Here is a 20,353-nt window from a genome sequence, read left to right on the forward strand (position 1 = left end):
TTATCCGCCAGCAAATGGCGGCAGCACGTCCACCGTAAGGTCTTCGTCCGAGCCCAGTTCTCCGGCATCGCGGCGCACCACGCCGTTGATCAGGAAACTTCCAGCACGCAAAACCTGTGCCATTTCTGGCCCGTAGGAATCGATCAGTTCGCTACGCAGCCCGGCGAGCGTTTGCGGGCGTTCCCAGCTCTCCTGCTCGCAGCCCGCTGCTGCCGCCGCGGCAGCGAAGTAGCGTATCGTAATCTTCGACATGACTTCATGCTATCGCGCCAACGCGATAAGGAGCACGATGAACAGCGAACGCGACTTACCCGCGCTGGTAGCCCCAGGGCCAGCACTCAGCGCCGATCAGGCTGCTCGCGCCGCACGCCAATTGAGCCTGCCCGGATTCGATGACACCGCGCAGCGCAGGCTGGCTGCCGCCCGGGTGCTGGTGATCGGCGCCGGAGGGCTAGGCAGCGCCAGCGTTCCGTATCTTGTCGGAGCGGGAGTAGGCACCATCGGCATCGTTGATGATGACGTGGTGGAACTATCCAACTTGCATCGCCAGGTCACTCACACCACCGAGAATATCGGCCTGGCCAAGACCGCTTCCCTGGCCCAGGCTGCCACAGCGCTGGACCCCGATGTAGAAATCATCGAGCACAATCTGCGCTTGGATTCTTCCAACGCACTGGAGATCTTTGCGAATTATGACTTGGTCATCGATGGCAGCGACAACTTCCCGACCCGGTACCTATCCAATGACGCAGCCCAGCTTTCGGGTATCCCACTGATATGGGGATCCATCCTGCAACACCACGGACAAGTCTCCGTGGCCTGGCATGAGCACGGGCCCGGCTACCGCGATCTCTTCCCGGTGCCACCGGCCCCGGGCACCGTTCCTGACTGCGCCGCCGGGGGAGTGCTGCCCGGGTTATGCGGAACCATCGGCTCGCTGTTGGCCACCGAAGCCCTGAAGCTGATCGCCGGAATCGGCACGCCGCTGGTGGGCAAGGTGCTGATCTACGATGCACTGGCCGCCAGCACGCGCACCCTCGAATTCGCCCGGGACCCCGAAGGCGCAGAAGTCACCGAGCTGATTGACTACGTGCTCTTCTGCTCCGGTTCTCTGCAAGAGGTCAACGGCATTAATGCCGGGGCGCTCGCAGAAGCACTATCTGGCGATGAAGCGCCAGCCTTGTTGGATGTGCGCAATGATGACGAACGCGCACAAAAGCACATCGCTGGTTCCTTGCATCTGCCCCTGCCTCAGCTGGAGGCAGCTATTGAATCCGGCGCAGAGCTGGAGCACATTCCTGAGCAAGTGACGGTCTACTGTGCCCGAGGTCCGCGTTCGCAACGCGCGGCCGCCTTGCTCGCTGGCCGGGGCATCAAAACAAACTATCTTGAAGGCGGGCTTCCCGCACTGGCTGAAGTGGCCCCGCAGCTGCTGGCCGAACACGCACACACCGAAGGAGCCCGCTCATGAGCTACGCGTTGATCACCGAAGAACCCATCGACGAGGCCGCAGTGCGCGATGCCGTGCAGTCAGACACTGCAGGCGCGGTGGTGCTCTTCCACGGCATCATTCGCAACCATGATGGGGGCCAGTCGGTGAACTCCCTGGACTACTCGCACCATCCGCAAGCGCAGGAATTCCTTGAGAAGATCATCGCCGAGGAAGAAGATCGCACCGGATTGAAGCTTTCCGCAGTGCACCGCGTGGGTCCGCTGAAGATCGGCGATGCCGCTCTGGTGGCTGCCTCGGCGGCGGCACACCGCAAGGAAGCATTCGACGCCATTGAGAACCTCGTGGAACGCATCAAGGCCGAGGTTCCGATCTGGAAGAAACAGCATTTCGCTTCAGGTAGCTCCGAATGGGTAGGGCTTTAGCAGTTCCCAGCCGGTATAAGCTCGAACGCTTCCGTGTCCAGGTTCAGCTGGCCGTGCGCTTGAATGCGATGGCTGCCAGAGCTGCGGCCTGATCTGCGAGCACGGAGTCGTCAAAAACCACCCGTGGCGAGTGATTCCATTCGATATCGTCGGCCTTCATTTCGGGTGGAGACGTCAACAGGCCAATAAAGGTGCCTGGAACCTCGTCGAGCACGAACGCGAAATCCTCGGAGCCCATCATGGGCGATGGCATGACCGCTACGCGCTGTTCACCGTAGATTTCGCGCAGTGTTTCCAGCGCCGCTTCGGTCTCGGCGGCATCATTCACGGTTACCGGGTAGAGCGTTTCAAAACTCACGTCTGCGGTGAGCTCGTGGGCTGCAGCCACCCCGTGGATAACCCGCGGCAGTCCTTCTTCGAGCACTGCCAGGGAGTCGTGGGACATGGTGCGGATGGTGGCAGCCAGCTCGACGCTCTCCGGGATGACGTTGATCGCTCCGTCTCCCGTGGACAGCCGCGTGATCGAGAGAACCACCGGGTCGAAGGCGTTGAACCGCCGAGTTACAAAACTCTGCAAGGCCAGGACGAGCTCCGCGGCTGCCGGTACCGGATCCAGGGTCTGGTGAGGTTGCGAGCCATGTCCGCCGCGTCCCTTCAGCTTCACGGTTAGCTGGTTTGACCCGGCGGCTACCGGGCCGCCCCGAGTTGCGAAGAGTCCTCGCGGACCGGGGCCTACATGGATCGCGTAGGCGGCAACCGGAGGTTCGCCGGCTGCGTTGAGCAGCCCCTCTTCGAGCATGATCTTGGCGCCGCCATGGCCTTCTTCGCCCGGCTGGAACATGAAGATGACCGAGCCATGAAGTTCGTTCTGCCGCGCTGCGAGGAGCTTTGCCGCGCCAACCAGTCCGGCTGTATGCAGATCATGCCCGCAGGCGTGCATGTTGCCGTTGGCAGAGGCGAAGTCCAGATCGGTTTCTTCAAGGATCGGCAAAGCATCCATATCGCCGCGCAGCAGGACCGTCGGGCCGGGCAGTGCTCCACGGAGCACTGCGGTCACCGAGCTGGTGCGGGTGCCGGTGGCGATTTCCAGCGGCAGCCCATCGAGGGCATCGAGCACCTTCTGCTGGGTGCGAGGCAGGTCGAGGCCGAGCTCGGGATCCGCATGCAATGCGCGCCGCAGCTCGATCAGTTCAGGGAGGATCGTTTGCGCGTCAGAGGCGAAGTCAGCAGGGGTCATGAATCAGCCTTTCACAGGGAGTATTCTGCGCGATTGCAAAGGCCTTCGGAGGGGCTTCTGCGATGCTAAATATGAACGTGCTGATGGTTAAATCTTTAAGTATTATCTAGTGAGAGGTTTAATCCGAATGATTTGAATTCGATCAGCACGCCAGTGACTATACGCCTCGCGGTTGTGGCACCGTCAAGCTGCCAGGACGTTTTTTGTTGCATCTCACAACTTTTCGTGCTGGGCGCCGATATTCGAAATCCAGGAATCCAGAAGCGCGCGCAGTTCCGTTGGCTGCACCGCGCTGACCTTTGACTCGCTCATGGCCAGCCCGAACGCGGCCCAGCGAAGATCCATATTTTCGGTGCGCACCAGGCAACTGTCCCCATCGATCTGCTGGATCTCGAACCAGCGGCCAATGAGCGGCTCCAGCTTTTCGGCAGTTGCATGTACTTGCGCGCTCACGCCTGGCCTCCCGCTGCCACGTAATCCTGCGCGGACAAACCCCGCCGCATCGCCACCCGGCACCGGCCGTGGGATGAAGCGCAACGCCCTGGGCGAGGCGTTCTGTGCGCGGTCCACGCGGAAGCTGCGCCAATCATCGCGGTCCAGGTCGAAAGCCACCAAGTAATAGCGGTTGCCCACATTCACCAGCTGGACCGGCTCTACGCGGCGTGAGGTTGCTGCCGACTTGGAATCCTTGTAGTCGAAGGCGATACGCTCGTGATCGCGGCAGGCCTGGGCAAAAGCCACCAGTACCGCAGGGTCCACGGGATCCGGTGCGGGGGACTGCGAATTGAGCGGGACGGTGCTTGCCGTCAGCGCCTGCGCTCGCTTCCGCAACCTGGCTGGAAGCACGGGCAGAACCTTCCCCATCGCCCGCAGTGCCGCCTCGGCCAGCGCGGAGGATCCGCCGTGAACAGTGGACTGCAATGCGGCCACCAGTGCCACGGCTTCCTCGTCGTCGAGGACCAAGGGAGGCAGTGCGGTGCCGGAGGCCAGCTGATAGCCTCCACCGACGCCCCGGTCAGCCTGGACCGGATAACCGAGATCGCGCAGCCGCTCGATGTCCCGGCGAACGGTGCGCAAGCTGACGTCCAGCCGGTCGGCGAGTTCGTCCCCGGACCAATAGCGATGGGTCTGCAAGAGCGAGAGCAGGCGCAGGAATCTGGTGCTGGTACTCATGCAACAAGTCTGCCTTGATTTAGGACAGAAACTGGCACTTTTCACTTCTACTCTGGTTATTGCCAGCTGGAAATACCGGCTGCAGCTTATGCCAGGAGGCAATCATGAGCACCATGGCCATCACCAACACCACGCTGAGCGGCGAACGTGCCGACCTGTTCCACGCCCTGGCCAACGCACGGCATTTCCTGCGTTTCACCGTCCAGGGCCTGAACGACGAGCAGGCCGCGCAGCGCACCACCGTCAGCGAATTGACCCTCGGCGGGTTGATCAAGCACGTGAGCGCCGTGGAAAAGCAGTGGCAGGAATTCATGGTCAAGGGCCGGGCCGCCATGGCCTGGGACGGAGCGGATTTCAGCCAGATGCCACCCGAGGCCATTGAGGCTTTCCTCAACGAATTCCGCATGCAGGACGGTGACAGCCTGGAAGCGCTGCTGGAAAACTATGCGCTGATTGCTGAGCGCACCGACGCGCTGCTGGCCGAAGTGGATCTGGATACCGTGCACGAACTGCCCTCGGCCCCATGGTTTGTCGACACCCACTGGTCGGTGCGCCGCACCCTGATGCACATCATCGCCGAGACCACCCAGCATTCAGGGCATGCGGACATCATCCGCGAATCCCTGGATGGGCAGAAGTCCATGGGATAGAAATCCAATTTGGTCCACAATTTCCGCTTCATTTTGTCGCCGTACGGTGTCATAATGCCAGCATGGAAACGATAGATTCCGCTCAAACGCTGGGCCAAGCCATTCGCGGGACTCGCATTGAGCGAGGGCTTAGCCAACAAGCGCTGGCCGAGCTGAGCGGACTATCCCGCAAATACATTGGCGACCTGGAAATGGGCAAAGAATCAGTCGAGCTGGGAGCCGCGCTTAAAGTCGCCGCCGCCATGGATATCGTATGGAATGCGCCGGCTCCCACGCCGCAGTCGATCTTGGACCAGGCAGCGCGGGCTATTGCCCTGGAAGTCGCCAACGGGGATTCACAGTTCGCCCTGCAGCTGGCGATGGCTTGCTTCTTGCAACTGAAGTCAATGAATCCGTCGCGGTTAAAAAAGCCTCCGGCCACTGGGTCGCTGCGCTTTGATGCTCTGCTCGCAGCCGGGGCAAGAGCGGTGCTTGATCAGCACCCTTCTACGCCACCGCGCTGGGGTTCGAAGCTTTCCGAACCATGGTTCCCAGCGGATGACGTGATGGAGCTGACCGATGAGTTTCGGGCGCTGACCATCCGGCGTACTCCACGGCGCTTCGCAGAATTTAATATCTTCCTCAAAGACAATTCTTTGGAGCGGCTATGACTACAGAACTGACTCGGGATGATATCCGAGAGCTTCTGAGTGAGATTTGCGCACGACTGGAGAATGCCGGAATTCAGGCGACTATGCGATTAGTTGGAGGTGCTGCCATGGCGCTTTCTGGCAGAGTCCGAAGGGTCACGGTTGATATTGACGCGTCTTATACGCCAGTACTTGCCGTCGACAAGATCGTGCAGGACATCGCCGAAGAGCGCGGGCTGCCGCGGAACTGGATGAACTCGTCCGCCGCAGCATTCATCCCCTCAGGCGCCAGATGGCAGCCAATTGCGCTGGGCGGTGGCTATCGTATTGATCTTGCAACACCACGAACGCTGCTGGCCATGAAGCTCAGTTCGGCTAGGCAACGCGATATGGAAGATCTCGGCTACCTCGTTGCACAGCTGGAAATCACGGATCCCCATGAAGCAGTGGAAATCGCCGAGGAACTTTACGGTGATGATGATGTGGCCTATCCGCCTATAGCCCGTCAGGACGCGGAAATCGTGGCCGCCCAGGCTATCAAATTGGCACGCAACAAAAACTCCTAGCCCCCGATGTATGACATCTCGATGCGCTTGCGGTTTCCCGGGGTCAGCGCGGCGCGCAGCTCGGAATAATTGTCATCGCGCTTGCGCCAGTGGCCGGCCAACGCCTTGGCCAAATCCTCGTCGCTGATCCCATTGCGCATCAGCTGGCGCAGGTCATAGCCGGAGCCGGCGAACAGGCAGGTGTAGAGCTGCCCCTCGGCCGAAACCCGCGAGCGCGAGCAATTGCCGCAGAAGGCATTGGTGACGCTGGAGATCACGCCGATTTCCCCGGAGCCATCGGTATAGCGCCAGCGGTTGGCGGTTTCGCCCGGCTCGGTTTTGGTCACCGGCTCCAGCGCCCAGCGCTCGTTGATCATCGAGACCACTTCGGCCGAAGGTACTACCTCATCCAGCTTCCAGCCGTTGGTGGTGCCCACATCCATGTACTCGATGAAGCGCAGGATCGCCCCGGTGCCGCGGAAGTGCTCGGCCAGTTCCAGGATCTCATCGTCGTTGACCCCGCGCTTGAGAACGGTATTGATCTTCACCGGCCCCAGGCCGGCCTCGCGGGCCACCTCGATGGCCTCCAGCACGCGGGCGACCGGGAAGTTCACGTCGTTGATGGCCTTGAACTTGGCATCGTCGAGCGAATCCAGCGAGATGGTCACGCGGTTCAGCCCGGCGTCCTTCAGCGACTGCGCCATCTTGGGCAGGGCCGAACCATTGGTGGTCATCGCCAAATCCACTGGCGCGCCTTGGGGGGTGCGCAACTGTGCGAGCATCGAGACCAGCTCGGTAATGCCCCGGCGCAGCAGGGGCTCGCCACCGGTCAAGCGCAGCTTGGTGACGCCAAGGGATACGCTGATGCGGGCGAGGCGCTCGATCTCTTCGAAGCTGAGCAGTTCGGAACGCTCGCGGAAGGCGAAGTCGCGGCCGAAAATCTCCTTGGGCATGCAGTAGACGCAGCGGAAATTGCAGCGGTCGGTCACCGAGATCCGCAAATCGTGCAAGGGCCGCCCGCGGGCGTCGGTGATATCCCCGGCCGGTAGAACTGTCATAACTACCAGCGTAACCGTCGTTCACTAGCGGTGGAAGATGGTCAGGTAAAACAGCAACTCAAGACGTAAAATAACGCGAATGCCCGGCGCCCGGTTGTAGCATGGGCACAAAGCTCAACCATCGGAGAATTCATGCGCGTATCTCGGCCGCTGGCTGCCCGACTCCTGCTGGCAGGCACCGCTGCCGCCTTGGCGCTATCAGGCTGTGCCAGCGATCAACCAGCTGATCAGCAGGCTATTACGGTCTCCGCCGCGGCCTCATTGCATGGAGCCTTTGACCAGATCGCCGAGGAATTCCAGGCGGAGCACCCCGAGGTTCAGATCGCCGGGATCAATTATGACGGCTCCTCCACTTTGGCCACCCAGATTGTGGAAGGCGCCGACGTGGACGTCTTCGCCTCCGCAGACGAACGCAATATGGCTACGGTCACCGAGGCCGGATTCGGCCACGAACCGGTGATTTTCGCCAGCAATACCCTGGTGATCGCGGTCCCCAAGGACAACCCCGCCGACATCGCGTCGCTCAAGGATCTCGCTGGGGCCGACACCGTGCTGTGCGCCTCCCAGGTGCCCTGCGGCAACGCTTCGCGGCGGCTGCTGGAGAATGCCGGGGTAAGCCTCAAGCCGGTCAGCGAAGAGCAGAATGTGACCGCAGTCGTGCAGAAGGTGGCCGCCGGGGAAGCGGACGCCGGGTTGGTGTATGCCACCGATGTGCGCGAAGACCCCAGCCTTGCGGCCATCGTCCCGGATGGCGCGGAGGAAGTTGTCAACAGCTATCCGATTGCCGCGCTGGGGGATAACCCGGCCGCCCAGCAGTTCCTGGACTTTGTTCTCGGCGAGCGCGGGCAGGCAATTCTCGCTGACTACGGGTTTGGCAGCGGAGCCGCGCAGGGCGATGGCTAGTGACACAGGGCTGCGCACCCCGGCCTTCACGCTTGTCCCGGCCGCGCTTGGCCTGGCTCTGCTGATTGCCCCGCTGCTGGCCTTGCTGGGCCGCGCCAGCTGGTCCACGCTGTGGGCCGACGCCACCAGCGAGCAGGCGCTGGCCGCCCTCTGGCTTTCGGTGCGCACCGGGGCCGCAGCCACCGCGGCATGCGTGTTGCTGGGCGTGCCTTTGGCCCTGCTGATTGCCCGCAGCAGCCCGAAGCTCGCGCAACTGCTGCGGGCACTGATCGCCGTGCCGCTGGTGCTGCCCCCGATGGTCGGCGGGGTGGCGCTGCTCTTCCTGTTCGGCCGCACCAGCCCGATCGGCCAGCTGATCGATTCGCTGTGGGGGATCACCCTGCCCTTTTCCACCGCGGCCGTGGTGATCGCGCAAAGCTTCGTGGCCCTGCCCTTCCTGGTGCTCTCGGTGGAAGGCTCGCTGCGCGCGGCCGGCACCGGCTATGAGCAAGCCGCCGCCACCTTGGGGGCCGGCCGCTGGATGGTGCTCACCCGCATCACCCTGCCCCTGGCAGCCCCCGGGCTGGTGGCCGGGGTGATCCTGTGCTTCGCGCGGGCCATCGGCGAATTCGGGGCCACCGCGCTCTTCGCCGGCAACTCCCCGGGCGTTACCCAGACCATGCCCTTGGCGATCTACACGGCCTTCAACGGAGCAGGCACCGGGCGTGACACCGCTGTGGCGCTGTCCTTGCTGCTGCTGGCTACCGCGGTGCTGGTGCTGCTGTGTGTCCGTGCCTGGCGTCCGGGGGCCGTGAAATGAGGCTGCTCGCCGAGATGCGGGTGCCGCGCACCGGCTTCGAGGTCAACGTGGAATTCGAGGTGCGTTCCGGCTGCACGCTGGCGATCATGGGGCCCAGCGGCGCGGGCAAGTCCACCATCGTCAACGCCATTGCCGGAACCCAGAAAATCGCCGGCGGGCGGATCGAACTGGACGGCGCCTTGCTGGCCGATGGACGCCGGCATCTGGCCCCGCACTTGCGCGGGGTGGGGCTGCTGGGGCAGGAATCGCACCTTTTCCCGCATCTGGACGCGGCCAAGAACATTGCCTTCGGGGCGCACGCCTCGGGGGCGGGCAAGGCCGCGGCGCTGGCCACCGCCCGCGAATGGCTCGCGCGGCTGGGGTTGGAGGAGCTGGCTGGCCAGCGCCCGGCGGCGCTCTCCGGCGGGCAACGCCAGCGCATCGCCCTGGCCCGTGCCTTGGCCGCCCGGCCCAAGCTGCTGCTGATCGACGAGCCCTTCGCCTCGCTGGATGTCGAAGCGGCCATGGACATGCGCTCCCTGGTGCGCGAGGAGCTGGAGCGCACCGCGACCAGCGCCATTGTCATCTCGCATTCGGCCACCGATGCCCTGGCCCTCGCCGATGACCTGCTGGTGCTGGAGCGGGGACAGGTGATCCAGCGGGGCACCGTCGACCAGGTCTTCGCCGACCCGGCCAACCGCTTTGTGCGCGCAGTGGCGGCCACGCTGCCCGCCCGGCATCCACGAAGCATCCAGGAGGGACAGCCATGAACACCGGCAATGAACCCGTAGACCTCGAAACCCATCGTGCGCGGCTGCTTGCGCAGATTGTGCCGCTGGCCCCGCAGGCCATCGAAGTCTCTGGCGGATTTGCCGCACTGCACGGCGCGGTGCTGGCCGAGGACGCCGCCTCCGCGCATCCGCTGCCGCTGTGGGACAACTCGGCCATGGACGGCTACGCGGTGCGCTCGGGCGATACCGCGGCAGCGCCGGTTGCCTTGGACGTGATCGGCGAAGTTCCGGCCGGCAGCGGCTGGGACCCGATGCTGGAAGCGGGCCAATGCGTGAAGATCATGACCGGTGCCCCGATTCCCTCGGATGCCGATGCGGTGGCGCGCATCGAGGATACCTCGGCGGCCATCGGCGGCTGGGATGTGGACACCGTGCAGGTTAACGTGCAGGTGCCGCAGGGCAAGGACATCCGGCACCGCGGCGAGGACAAGGCCGCAGGGGAGGTGATGGCCTACGCTGGCGAGACGCTGAGCGCGGCCAGGCTTTCGGCCCTGGCTGCCGCCGGCGCCAGCACGCTGGTGGTGCGCACCGCGCCCAGGGTGGCCGTGCTGGTCACCGGGGCGGAATTGCGTGCCCCCGGTGAAGAACTTTCGCGCGGGCAGATCCCGGAAACCAATTCGCTGCTCATCTCCGGCCTGCTGGCCGAATCCGGAATCCAGGCAGCCACGGTGGTGCACTGCGTGGATGACATCTGCGCGGTCCGCGAACAGCTCGATATTCTCGGTGCCACCCATGATGCCGTGCTGAGCACCGGAGGCGTTGGCCCTGGCGCCTATGACGTGATGCGCCAGGTGCTGGAAGCCGAACCGGGGGTCCGGGCGGCCCGGGTGAGGATCCGTCCCGGGCAGCCGCAATGCGCTGGACGATTGGAATCCGGCGCGATGGTCTTCGCGCTGCCCGGCAATCCGGTCAGCGCAGCGGTCAGCTTCGAATTGTTCGTACGCCCGTGCCTGCGAGCCATGCAGGGGCACCGCGAAGTGCTGCGCCCCACCCTGCGGGCGGTGGCCGCAGTGGGATGGAAAGCCGCGGCCGGGCGCATGCAAGTCATCCCCGTAGTGTTCCAGCACGGGCCGACACTGCGTTGCGCCCCGGCGGTCCAGGCCAGCAGCATTTCCCACTCGGTCGGCGGCTTTGGAGCGGCCCAGGGCTATGCGCTGGTTCCGGCCGGTGTCGCCGAGATCAATCCCGGCGATGAACTCGAAGTCCTGAGGATGATTCCATGAGCCACGATTTCGACGCGCTCGTCCTCGCCGGCGGCCGCGGCACCCGGCTGGGCGGGGTGAACAAGCCGGAACTGCTGCTGCACGGGCAGCGACTGGTCGACCGCGTCATCCATGCCGCCCGCCACGCAGGTGCTGTCCGCGTGGTCGTGGCCGGCGAAAAGGCCAGCGGAGCCCTGGCTGATGCGGTATTGCGCGAGGATCCGCCCTTCGCCGGTCCGCTGGCTGGCATCGCCGCTGGGATCGGGGCAGTGCAAAACCCCTGGTGCCTGATCTTGGCCTGCGACCTGGAGCATCCCGAGGCGGTCGTCCAAGTCCTGCTCGAGAACCTCGATCACCGGGCCTCCGACGGATTGGTGCTGCGCGATGCCCATGGCTATGCGCAATGGCTCGCCGGCTTCTATCGCACGGCCGCCGTTGCCCAAGCCTGCGCCGAACTTGGCGATCGGCTGGTCAATGCCCCGGTGCGCGCCGCGCTGGGCCAACTGGATTTAGCCGACCTGCCGGTGGATGATGAGACCACCAACGACATCGATACGATGCAGGCGCTAGAACGCGCCCGCCGCAACGAAAGGAACTGACATGGCTGTGCATTTGCCTCCCGAAGCGCTGAACGAATGGCTTGAAGCCGCGACCCGGGAGCTGGGCCTGGACGCGACCGAGATCGACATCGCCACGGTCTTGGACGTCGCCAAGCACGTGGCCCACGAAGTCGCCCGCCCGGCGGCACCCTTGAGCACGTTCCTGCTCGGCGTCGCTTTGGGCAGTGCAAAGGGCGATCTGCCCGGCCTCGCTCAACAGCTGGTCACCCGTGCCCACTCGTGGTCCGACGATCATCCGGAAAACGACGCCTAATACGGACAAGTTTTCGAATTACCCACGTCCGCTGTTGAATTAGTTGTTGTGAATAATCCCTGTTGTTCCGGGGGTATCCGGCGTATACTGGATATATGTTCGAAGACAATGGAGTGTTCGGTAGTAATTTCGAAGACGCGATTCCAGTGGGAACCGGCTTCGCTAATGCTCCTTGCCTTTCTGAAAGCGATCTGTCATTTATCAACGTGGCACTCTCTGAGGATGATCCGACCCTGAGCGTCATAGCACTTCAGAAAATCGAGTCCCAGACTGCCTTCCTTGCTTCAGTTCAAGCCCGCCTTGCAGCTCATTTGGATATTACTCAGGGCGGGACTGTTGACGGTCCGGTGACTGCCAAGCAGCGGGGGATGGCCCACCAGGTGGCAATGGCCCGTCGTCGCTCACAAAATGCCTCGGTCGCCTATGTGCGTCGCATGCATTTCTTGATAGCTGACTTGCCTTATCTTTTTTCGCGCTATCAGCATGGAGACTTCAGCGAAAAGTTGGTTATGGCCATCCTGGCCCCGCTGGAGGACATGAGCAGGTCGGAACGCCGGGAGTTTGATAGCTTTTTTGCCAGCGCTCCCGCCATGTTTGACACGGCATCCGTCAACGAAGCCCGCGACCTTGCACAAAAAGCTGTTGACGAAGTGCGTGGTGAAAATCGCGATGAAGATATTGACCGCAAGGCAGAACATCGTGGAGTGTCCTTCTTCAAGGGAAAAGACTGCGTCAGGCTGAGCGCCGGACTTCCCATTGAAGTGGGAATTGCCGTGGAAGCATCGCTTGAGCATGAAGCTCAGCAGTTGAAGAATGCTGGCGACGAACGCTCCATCGCCCAGCTCAAAGCAGATCTTATAGTTTCCAGGCTGACGGGGCATCCGGCGGATAAGCCATTGCCAATTAAACTTCACGTAAATCTCGTGATGACGGATATGGCTCTGTTGATGGACGGAAAAGAGCCGGCTTCAATGCCCGGCTATGGCACCGTTCCAGCACAGTATGCACGGAGCCTGATTAAAACTTATGGCGAGATCGATGATTGCTCACCGATTTCAGAACTTGCTGCATTGCGTCGCAGAATCAGGGCCTACCCGATGATCCGGCGGCTCTATACGTTGCCAGGTGCGCAGGATTTGGTCGCCATGGATTCCAAAGAGCGGCTCTTCAAGGGGTCGCTGCGCAAACTTTTGCAATTACGGGACCCGTACTGTCGCACTCCATATTGCAACAACAAGCCCCGTCACGCAGACCATGTTCATCAGCACAGCAAGGGCGGAAAGACCTGTTGCGTCAACGGATGCATGAAATGCGCTTTCTGTAATTTGGCCAAAGAGGCCCCGGGCTGGACCGAAGAAGTTGTTCAGGAGAATCCGCACAAGATCAGAATTCATCCTCCAGGCAGCGTCACCTACGAATCTTCGTCTCCGCCAATAACTGGTCTGGCAAGAATGGACGAGTCGCTGACCAGGCAGATCAATAAGAGGACGAAGATCCCGCAATCCCCTCGGAACGTTCGCATCATTCGAATCTTCCCTGAAGCATCCTGATTCCGTAAAACGGAGGATGTCACTTGGCGGTGCCGCACGCGCTGTAAACTCGAGAACTATGGCTATCGGCGCGACTATGCACACTTTTGAAGTTCAACTTGCTGATGTAGATCGCGGGGTTTACGAGGATCTGTCTCTGCGCGTGGCGCAGCATCCTTCTGAAACCGATGCCTACATGATCACGCGCGTTCTGACTTACTGCTTGGAATACGACGAAGGGATCACCTTCTCGGCCGGTGGCGTATCCACGGGCGAAGAGCCAGCGATCCTGGTTAAGGATCTGACTGGGCTGATCACGGCATGGATTGAAGTAGGTGCGCCGGATGCACAGAGGCTTCACCTTGGCAGCAAACGAGCAGACCGCGCGGCCATCTACACTCACAGGGATCCTGCCAAGCTGCTTTCGGCCTGGCGAGGTAAAACCATTCACCAAGCTGAAGATATTCGCTTTCGATCTTTTGATTCCGTTTTCATTGATGAGGCGGTGCGCTGCCTAACCCGCAGAAACACAATGTCCGTTTCGGTGACAGAGGGCCAGATCTATCTTGAGCTGAATGGAACGAATTTGGAGACGCAATTCTGCGAACACGTTATTGAGTAGTAAACATTAATCTCGGCTTCAACTGACCTTGAGGTGGAGGTCATGCGCGCGCGGAAGCATGGCTGGTGTTAATCAACAACACCAAAGGAAATCCACCATGAAACTGCGCAACATCACCCTCGGGGCAGCGGCCCTCTGCCTAGTTGCCGGAGTTAGTGCACCGGCAGCAGCAACGGAGATTGAGTCATCGGATTCCGGCCCTTTAGTCATTGGGCACCGTGGCGCTGCAGGTGTAGCACCGGAGAACACCTTGGAAGCCATCAAAGCCGGAAGCCAGCCGGGTGCCGAATTCATCGAAATCGATGTCCAGCTTTCTAAAGACGGCGTCCCGTTCATCTTCCATGACGGAACCCCGACCCGAACCACAAATGTTGAAGACGTGTTCCCAGAACGTGCCAACGATCCGATTACTTCGTTCACCTGGGATGAATTGCAGCAGCTGGACGCCGGCTCGTACTTCTCCGGGGAATTCATCGGGACGAAGATCCCGCACTTTGATGATGTTCCCGGTGCATTGACCGGAGAAACCGGGGTATTCATCGAGATCAAGGACCCAGCGAAGTCGCCGGGCGTTGAAAAGGTCGTGGCTGACGCGCTGGCCAATGACGAACAGTGGAAGGCACTGGCAGAGGACGGCAAGATCGAAGTTCTTGGTTTCGACGCAGCCTCCAACGAACGCTTTGCCCAGCTGGCCCCTGAAGTTCCACTGCAGCAGCTGACCGGAAGCGTGCCATCGGCGCAGGAACTCGAACACTACGCAACCTACGCTGATGCTTTCGGCACCAGCTACCGCAGCCTGGACGCTGCCGGCGCCCAGCGAGTGAAGGATGCCGGACTGGGCCTGGGCGTCTACACGGTCAATGCTCCAGAGGCCGCCGATGAAGTACTGGCTCTGGGCGTCGAGCGCATCACCGGGGACTTCTCGCAACAGATCGATCGCCACCTCGAAGGGCAGAAGGTGTTCCCAGCCAACAACGGCGTGCTGATTTCGGATGCCGTCAATGATGTTCCGGGCAGCGATACCACCCCGGAAAACGGCGAACACGTGATTTTGGAGAACACGAGCCAGCGCACCATTGACGTGAGCGGCTATCTCATCCGCGATGCCGCCAACAACAAGCTGCAGATCGGAGCAGGCTACGAGCTGGCACCGGGAGCGAAGCTGCGCGTGTACTCGGGTCCAGGCACCAACAGCGATGAAGCGTTCTATGTCGACGGGGCGGGCGTGTTGAACAATGGTGGCGACTCGCTGGCGCTCTGGACTGCCAAGGGCAAACTCAGCGACCTTTTCGCGAATTAGCGCGGATTCGGTTCCAGGCAAAGCAAAACCCCGGAAATCCAAAGGATTTCCGGGGTTTTCTTGGCGGTGACGGTGGGATTTGAACCCACGGTACGGGGTTACCGTACACAACATTTCGAGTGTTGCACCTTCGGCCGCTCGGACACGTCACCAGACCTGATAACTCTATACCGAACCAAAGATGATTACAAAAACGAGAGCCCGATATTCAGTGCGAAGTGGCTCGAAACACACATTTCAGCCAGTTCAGCCGCGCTTGGACCGGAAAAACTCGCGCAGCAGGTCCGCGCATTCTCGTTCCTTGACCCTTGGATAAACCTCGACCCAATGGTTCAAGCGCGGTTCGCGCACGACATCGAACACCGATCCGCAGGCCCCGGCTTTTTCATCCCAGGCGCCAAAAACAAGCTTGGGAATCCGGGAGAGCACGATCGCCCCCGCGCACATGGCGCAGGGTTCCAGCGTGACGATTAATGTGCAGTCGGCCAAGCGCCAGCCATCATCTTCGCCGAGGGCTTCCAATGCGCGCACCGCATTGCGAATGGCGACCACTTCGGCATGGGCGGTGGGATCTTTGACCGCTTCGCGCTCATTGCGCCCGGTGGCAAGAACCTGGCCTTCGGGGGAGATGATGACCGCGCCGATCGGCACATCGTCCGTGGCCAGGGCAGCGCGCGCCTCGTCCAGGGCGAGGTCCATCCAGGTATCGTATTCGTGCAGCATAGTGCTTTTACTCTACGTGCTGGCATCCGATTCCTGTTTCTTTGGGCACACCGAACTCGTATAACAGCGGAATTTCGGGCAATTTCCTCGATTCGCCCGCCGGTGTGCTGATAGATTTCTACTTATGCGCGTACAGGTAGTCGACCACCCGCTGGTGGCACACAAGGTTTCGGTTCTTCGAGATAAGAACACCCCGTCTTCGATCTTCCGTCAGCTCACTGACGAACTGGTCACCCTGCTGGCCTACGAGGCAACCCGAGAGGTGACGACCGAAAGCGTTCAGGTTGAAACCCCGGTTGCCACCACCCTCGGCACCGCCATTGCCAAGCCAACCCCACTGGTTGTCCCGATCTTGCGCGCCGGCCTGGGCATGCTCGAAGGCATGACCCGCCTGGTGCCCACCGCGGAGGTCGGCTTCCTGGGCATGGCTCGCAACGAGGAAACCCTCGACATCATCACCTACGCTGACCGCGTGCCAAACGACCTGACCGGCCGCCAGGTCTTCGTCCTGGATCCGATGCTGGCCACCGGCGGCACCCTGGCCGAGGCCATCAAGTTCATTTTCGATCGGGGCGCGCAGTCCGTGACCTGCATCTGCCTGATCGCAGCTCCAGAGGGCGTGGCCCGTTTGGAAGAAATCCACGGCGACGACGATCGCGTGCACGTGGTGCTGGCTTCGCTGGATGAGAAGCTGAACGAGAAGTCCTACATCATCCCGGGGCTCGGCGACGCCGGGGACCGCCTGTACGGTGTCACCCCGCCGATTGTCTAACCTGCATTAAGCACCAGCCCGAAGGCCGTGGTCTTTAGACCACGGCCTTCGGCATGTCCGGTTGAGGTTCTTCGCCGGCCAGTGGCAGGCGGACCTCGAAGACCGTATTGCCGGGCTCGGAGGTCACCGAAATGGTGCCGCCGTGCGCTTCGACGATGCTCTTGGCGATCGGCAGGCCCAGCCCGGTGGTGCCATCGGAACCCGAACGCGCCTTGTCGGCACGGGTAAAGCGTTCGAAGACCTTGGGCAGGAATTCAGGCGCGATGCCTTCGCCGGTGTCATGGACTTTCAGTACCGCCTCATCGGTTTCATCGTCCTGGTCCACCGTCACGGTGACGGTATTGCCAGCCGAGGTGTGCTTGCGCGCGTTGGCGAGCAGATTGGTGATCACCCGGCGCAGCGAGGCGGAGTCGCCGAAGACCGTGGTCTGCTCGGCCAGGCACTCGAAGTCCCACTGATGGTCGCGCGCGGTCAGCTTGAAATCCTCGGTGATGTCGGCCGTGAGCATACCCAGATCCAGATTGCTGCGCTTGAACGAATTTTCTTCGTCCAATCGCGCCAGCAGCAATAGATTCTCCACCAGCGAGCCCATGCGGCTGCTCTGCTGCAGCACCCGGTCGACGGAGCGCTGGCCGTCCGGGGAGAAGTGCTCGGTGGCGGAGAGCAGCTCGGTGTAGCCGCGAATCGAGGACAGCGGGGTGCGCAGCTCGTGGGAGGCATCGGCGACAAACTGGCGCATCTGGGCCTGCGATTTCTCGCGAGCGGTCAAGGCCGTGGAGACATTGCTGATCATGGCGTTCAGCGCGTTGCCCACATTGCCGACCTCGGTTCCCGGGACTGCGTCCTCGGAAGGCACCCGCTGGGTCAGTGCCACCTTGCCGGAATCCAGGTCCTCGGCCGCCACGGATGCGGCCACCGAGGCCACGCGCTTGAGCGATGCCAGCGAACGTGAAATCAGCCATGAGCCGGCCAGCCCCGCGCCGGCGATCAGGATCAAGGCGATGAACAGGGTCAGCCAGGCCATGCCGCGCAGCGCCAGATCCGTGCTGTGCAGCGGCAAGCCGACGATCAGGATGCCGTTGGAGCCGGAGTCCTTCACGGCGACCAGGTAGTAGTCGCCGACCGTCAGGTGGGCTCGGACCGGGTGGAAATTGTCCTTGTCCGGGTGCAGGTCGCTGAGCTCGAGATCCACCATCGGAATGGCGTCTTCCTGGCTGAGCTGTTGCAGCTCGCCGGTGCGTTCATCAAGCACGCCGCCGTTGAACACGTACTTGTCCACAAAGCGCGCGGTGAGCGTGCCGGCGGCCTGGCCCGGCGCATCCAGGCGCGAGTTGACCGCAGGCGCGCCCTGCGAATAATTCAGCGCGCGCTCGGTGGTCAGCCGCAACTGGCTGTTGAGCTGGTCCATCAGGGTCTGCCGCATGCCGGCGTTATAGAGCACGCCGAGCAGGACCGAGACGGCGGTCAGCGAGGTCAGCAGGATGAGCAGGAGCTTGCGCTGCAGTGAATGCGGGGAGCTGACCTTGGTGCTAGGGGAGAAAAAACTCATGCCGCCGGCTTCAGCACGTAGCCGACGCCACGCACGGTATGGATCATTGGTTCCGCGTCGACATCGATCTTCTTGCGCAGGTAGGAAATGTAGAGCTCGACGATGTTTGCCTGGCCGTCGAAGTCGTAGTGCCAGACGTTGTCAAGGATTTGCGATTTGGAGACCACGCGACGGGCATTGCTCATCAGGTAGCTGAGCAGATCGAATTCGGTGGCGGTCAAAGAAATATCGCGGCCGGCGCGGGAGACATCGTGCGAATCCATGTTCAGTACCAGATCGCCCACTACCAGTTCAGCGGTATCCGCGGCTGCGGCACCTGAGCGTTCGACCAGGCGGTGCAATCGGATCAGCACCTCTTCGAGGCTGAATGGCTTGGCGACGTAGTCGTCGGCGCCGGCGCCGAGGCCTTCGATGCGGTCTTCGACCGCGTCCTTGGCGGTGAGGAAGAGGACAGGAATCTCGGGGAAGTGGGTGCGGACCTTGCGCAGCACCTCCGGGCCGTCGAAGCCTGGCAGCATCCAGTCCAGAACCAGCACGTCTGGCGCGAGCGAACGTGCGGTGGCGACGGCTTCGGGTCCATCGTGAGCCATGGTGGCTTCCCAGCCGAGCATGCGGGTTCCCATGGCCACCAGTTCGGCGAGCGAAGGCTCGTCGTCAACTACGAGGACCTTGATCGGGGTGCCATCGGGATGGGTGAGGCGGGGCAATTGCGAAGGTGAAAACCGAGATTCATTCATGTTCAACAGCGTCTCCTATTGCCTTGGGGTAAGAATATGATTTTGCTGTGCGTGAGCTATGACTGCAAGTCGATTTTATGCAGGTTTTTTGCTGGCAGTTAGTGCTTAATTTGGTCAAGCCCTGAGATCGACGAATGATTGAAGTGTGGACAGCGTGTTGCAATGAATGGATATTCAGGGCACTGAATGGACTGGTCGGTATGCATGCTTTGCCTGGAAAGCTTGAGCATATTGAGTAGTTAAGCGCTTAGATACCCTAGATATGCCTAAAGTGTCCTGTGTCACCTTTGAGCGGTTTTGTCTCACTATGTGGACATGCTTCTGGTTTGTTACTTGCAAGTTGACAATGTTACGAGGAAACTAGAGGTGTGAGTACGGCGCAGAACAGCAAAAAGCATCCCGGCGGAGAACCGCGGATTGCCGATGCACGTTGCAATCGAATGCTCGGCGTCAACGACGCGAAAACGGAATTATGAGTCACTCGTAATCGAGATTTCGCCGGTCGTTGACGGGAAACCCAACTGCTGGGCATGGACGAAGGCCATGATCAGCGCAAGCAAAACCCGAAGCACGAGCGCCAAGCCACTTGGCCTTCGCACTAAAAGAGGAAAACATCATGTCGGCTGGATCCGGATACGTCCACGTTTCAATTCGCAACGCGCAGAACCGCGCGGCTGCTGCACAGCGCCAGGCTGCTGGCAACTATGCACCAGCGGGATATCGCCCACTGCGCGCAGTTTCCAGCGTCCAGGAAACTCGTGAAGCTACGCATCAGCCGGCCAGCACCCCGGTGCAGCCTGCAGGCCAGGCCAGCGCCGACACCTCGGCCCGCGGCTTCGTATTGTATGTAGGCCTGGATGAAGCTGCCGCCCAGGCGCAGGGAACTTCGCTGGGCAAGCTGGCCACCCAGGTTCGCGCCTTCCTGGCAACCTTGTCGCCACAGGCTCAGACCCACGCGGCAGTCGCGTTGGCGCCAACCAGCGCCCAGGGCGAGCCAATTGACGTGGTCCGCCAGGCGCTGGGGGACCCAACTGCTTCGCGCCGCCCACGCGCAGAAGCCCGCCCGAGCACCCCACGCCCATCCGGCGTGCTGATCGACCTGTCGCGCCGCGAAGTGTACCTGGATGGCGACACCCTGAACCTGACCTTCAAGGAATTCGAGCTGCTGAACTTCCTCGTGGAAAACGGCACCCGCACCGTAGGCCGCGAAGAACTGCTCGAGAACCTGTGGCGCAATGCCGAAGAAGTGCCTAACGAGCGCACCATCGACGTGCACATCCGCCGACTGCGCTCCAAGCTGGGCCGCCTGGCCAACACCGTGCGCACCGTACGCGGCCAGGGCTACCGCTTCTACGAGCACCCGGAAGTTGTCGTTTGGGCAGCACCTGAATACTCGATCTAATCTGA

The 20,353-nt window shown here is 61.7% G+C and carries 23 protein-coding genes and 1 tRNA gene; 16 read left to right on the forward strand and 8 right to left on the reverse strand.

Features of this window, described 5'->3' with window-relative positions:
- A complete protein-coding gene (locus tag OF385_RS02280) occupies positions 1 to 252 on the reverse strand; it encodes a MoaD/ThiS family protein (RefSeq protein WP_264276798.1) in 252 nt (83 codons plus the stop codon).
- A 37-nt stretch (positions 253 to 289) separates the two neighbouring features.
- On the opposite strand from OF385_RS02280, the gene OF385_RS02285 reads away from it, so the two are divergent.
- Together OF385_RS02285 and OF385_RS02290 are read left to right on the forward strand one after the other, a co-directional pair.
- On the forward strand, positions 290 to 1,471 hold the full coding sequence (locus OF385_RS02285; protein WP_264276799.1) for a ThiF family adenylyltransferase: 1,182 nt from the start codon (positions 290 to 292) through the stop codon (positions 1,469 to 1,471).
- A complete protein-coding gene (locus tag OF385_RS02290) occupies positions 1,468 to 1,875 on the forward strand; it encodes a molybdenum cofactor biosynthesis protein MoaE (RefSeq protein WP_264276800.1) in 408 nt (135 codons plus the stop codon). Before OF385_RS02285 ends, OF385_RS02290 begins: the two co-directional genes overlap by 4 nt.
- A gap of 43 nt (positions 1,876 to 1,918) precedes the next feature.
- On the opposite strand, the gene OF385_RS02295 is transcribed toward OF385_RS02290, so the two are convergent.
- Together OF385_RS02295 and OF385_RS02300 are read right to left on the reverse strand one after the other, a co-directional pair.
- Positions 1,919 to 3,112 carry a M20 metallopeptidase family protein gene (locus OF385_RS02295; protein WP_264276801.1) on the reverse strand — a complete coding sequence of 398 codons (1,194 nt, stop codon included), beginning with the start codon at positions 3,110 to 3,112 and terminating at the stop codon, positions 1,919 to 1,921.
- 213 nt (positions 3,113 to 3,325) lie between these two features.
- Entirely contained in the window at positions 3,326 to 4,285 is a 960-nt protein-coding gene (locus tag OF385_RS02300) for a helix-turn-helix transcriptional regulator (protein ID WP_264276802.1), read from the reverse strand.
- A 104-nt stretch (positions 4,286 to 4,389) separates the two neighbouring features.
- Here OF385_RS02300 and OF385_RS02305 point away from each other — a divergent pair, with 104 nt between their 5' ends.
- The 3 genes from OF385_RS02305 (at position 4,390) to OF385_RS02315 (ending at position 6,130) form a co-directional block, all read left to right on the forward strand.
- Positions 4,390 to 4,935 (forward strand): DinB family protein, encoded by a 546-nt coding sequence (locus OF385_RS02305; protein WP_264276803.1) that lies wholly within the window; start codon positions 4,390 to 4,392, stop codon positions 4,933 to 4,935.
- 62 nt (positions 4,936 to 4,997) lie between these two features.
- On the forward strand, positions 4,998 to 5,585 hold the full coding sequence (locus tag OF385_RS02310) for a helix-turn-helix domain-containing protein (protein ID WP_264276804.1): 588 nt from the start codon (positions 4,998 to 5,000) through the stop codon (positions 5,583 to 5,585).
- On the forward strand, positions 5,582 to 6,130 hold the full coding sequence (locus OF385_RS02315; protein ID WP_264276805.1) for a DUF6036 family nucleotidyltransferase: 549 nt from the start codon (positions 5,582 to 5,584) through the stop codon (positions 6,128 to 6,130). The genes OF385_RS02310 and OF385_RS02315 overlap by 4 nt, the downstream gene beginning before the upstream one ends.
- Here the strand turns inward: OF385_RS02315 and moaA are convergent.
- Positions 6,127 to 7,167: a GTP 3',8-cyclase MoaA gene (gene moaA, locus OF385_RS02320; protein ID WP_264276806.1), complete on the reverse strand. Its 1,041-nt coding sequence runs from the start codon at positions 7,165 to 7,167 to the stop codon at positions 6,127 to 6,129. The genes OF385_RS02315 and moaA overlap by 4 nt on opposite strands.
- A gap of 132 nt (positions 7,168 to 7,299) precedes the next feature.
- Between moaA and modA the strand changes: the two genes are divergently transcribed.
- From modA to OF385_RS02365, 9 genes are all read left to right on the forward strand, one after another.
- Entirely contained in the window at positions 7,300 to 8,070 is a 771-nt protein-coding gene (gene modA / locus OF385_RS02325) for a molybdate ABC transporter substrate-binding protein (RefSeq protein ID WP_264276807.1), read from the forward strand.
- On the forward strand, positions 8,063 to 8,869 hold the full coding sequence (locus OF385_RS02330) for an ABC transporter permease (protein WP_264276808.1): 807 nt from the start codon (positions 8,063 to 8,065) through the stop codon (positions 8,867 to 8,869). Before modA ends, OF385_RS02330 begins: the two co-directional genes overlap by 8 nt.
- The gene (locus tag OF385_RS02335; protein WP_264276809.1) at positions 8,866 to 9,618 is read left to right on the forward strand and encodes an ATP-binding cassette domain-containing protein; all 753 of its coding nucleotides are present in this window, start codon (positions 8,866 to 8,868) and stop codon (positions 9,616 to 9,618) included. The genes OF385_RS02330 and OF385_RS02335 overlap by 4 nt, the downstream gene beginning before the upstream one ends.
- Positions 9,615 to 10,862 (forward strand): gephyrin-like molybdotransferase Glp, encoded by a 1,248-nt coding sequence (gene glp, locus OF385_RS02340; protein WP_264276810.1) that lies wholly within the window; start codon positions 9,615 to 9,617, stop codon positions 10,860 to 10,862. Before OF385_RS02335 ends, glp begins: the two co-directional genes overlap by 4 nt.
- Complete coding sequence (locus OF385_RS02345) at positions 10,859 to 11,440, forward strand: molybdenum cofactor guanylyltransferase (protein WP_264276811.1); 582 nt, start codon at positions 10,859 to 10,861, stop codon at positions 11,438 to 11,440. The genes glp and OF385_RS02345 overlap by 4 nt, the downstream gene beginning before the upstream one ends.
- Position 11,441: 1 nt before the next feature.
- Positions 11,442 to 11,714, forward strand: coding sequence for a DUF6457 domain-containing protein (locus tag OF385_RS02350; protein WP_060700563.1), 273 nt, complete (start codon positions 11,442 to 11,444; stop codon positions 11,712 to 11,714).
- Between the two features lie 95 nt (positions 11,715 to 11,809).
- Positions 11,810 to 13,264: an HNH endonuclease gene (locus OF385_RS02355; RefSeq protein ID WP_264276812.1), complete on the forward strand. Its 1,455-nt coding sequence runs from the start codon at positions 11,810 to 11,812 to the stop codon at positions 13,262 to 13,264.
- 58 nt (positions 13,265 to 13,322) lie between these two features.
- The gene (locus OF385_RS02360; protein ID WP_264276813.1) at positions 13,323 to 13,865 is read left to right on the forward strand and encodes a YaeQ family protein; all 543 of its coding nucleotides are present in this window, start codon (positions 13,323 to 13,325) and stop codon (positions 13,863 to 13,865) included.
- Between the two features lie 97 nt (positions 13,866 to 13,962).
- Positions 13,963 to 15,165, forward strand: a complete 1,203-nt coding sequence (locus OF385_RS02365) for a glycerophosphodiester phosphodiesterase family protein (RefSeq protein WP_264276814.1) — start codon at positions 13,963 to 13,965, stop codon at positions 15,163 to 15,165.
- A 61-nt stretch (positions 15,166 to 15,226) separates the two neighbouring features.
- On the opposite strand, the gene OF385_RS02370 is transcribed toward OF385_RS02365, so the two are convergent.
- Together OF385_RS02370 and tadA are read right to left on the reverse strand one after the other, a co-directional pair.
- Positions 15,227 to 15,317: transfer RNA gene (locus OF385_RS02370), tRNA-Ser, on the reverse strand.
- 94 nt (positions 15,318 to 15,411) lie between these two features.
- Entirely contained in the window at positions 15,412 to 15,888 is a 477-nt protein-coding gene (tadA, locus tag OF385_RS02375) for a tRNA adenosine(34) deaminase TadA (RefSeq protein ID WP_264276815.1), read from the reverse strand.
- 124 nt (positions 15,889 to 16,012) lie between these two features.
- Between tadA and upp the strand changes: the two genes are divergently transcribed.
- Positions 16,013 to 16,660, forward strand: coding sequence for a uracil phosphoribosyltransferase (gene upp / locus OF385_RS02380; RefSeq protein ID WP_264276816.1), 648 nt, complete (start codon positions 16,013 to 16,015; stop codon positions 16,658 to 16,660).
- A gap of 34 nt (positions 16,661 to 16,694) precedes the next feature.
- Here upp and OF385_RS02385 read toward each other — a convergent pair whose 3' ends face one another.
- Together OF385_RS02385 and OF385_RS02390 are read right to left on the reverse strand one after the other, a co-directional pair.
- Entirely contained in the window at positions 16,695 to 18,209 is a 1,515-nt protein-coding gene (locus OF385_RS02385) for a sensor histidine kinase (protein ID WP_264276817.1), read from the reverse strand.
- Complete coding sequence (locus OF385_RS02390) at positions 18,206 to 18,946, reverse strand: response regulator transcription factor (RefSeq protein WP_022875560.1); 741 nt, start codon at positions 18,944 to 18,946, stop codon at positions 18,206 to 18,208. The genes OF385_RS02385 and OF385_RS02390 overlap by 4 nt, the downstream gene beginning before the upstream one ends.
- Positions 18,947 to 19,562: 616 nt before the next feature.
- On the opposite strand from OF385_RS02390, the gene OF385_RS02395 reads away from it, so the two are divergent.
- Positions 19,563 to 20,348 carry a winged helix-turn-helix domain-containing protein gene (locus tag OF385_RS02395; protein WP_264276818.1) on the forward strand — a complete coding sequence of 262 codons (786 nt, stop codon included), beginning with the start codon at positions 19,563 to 19,565 and terminating at the stop codon, positions 20,346 to 20,348.
- The last annotated feature ends 5 nt before the right edge of the window (positions 20,349 to 20,353 follow it).

The organism is Glutamicibacter sp. JL.03c (assembly GCF_025854375.1).
GTDB lineage: Bacteria > Actinomycetota > Actinomycetes > Actinomycetales > Micrococcaceae > Glutamicibacter.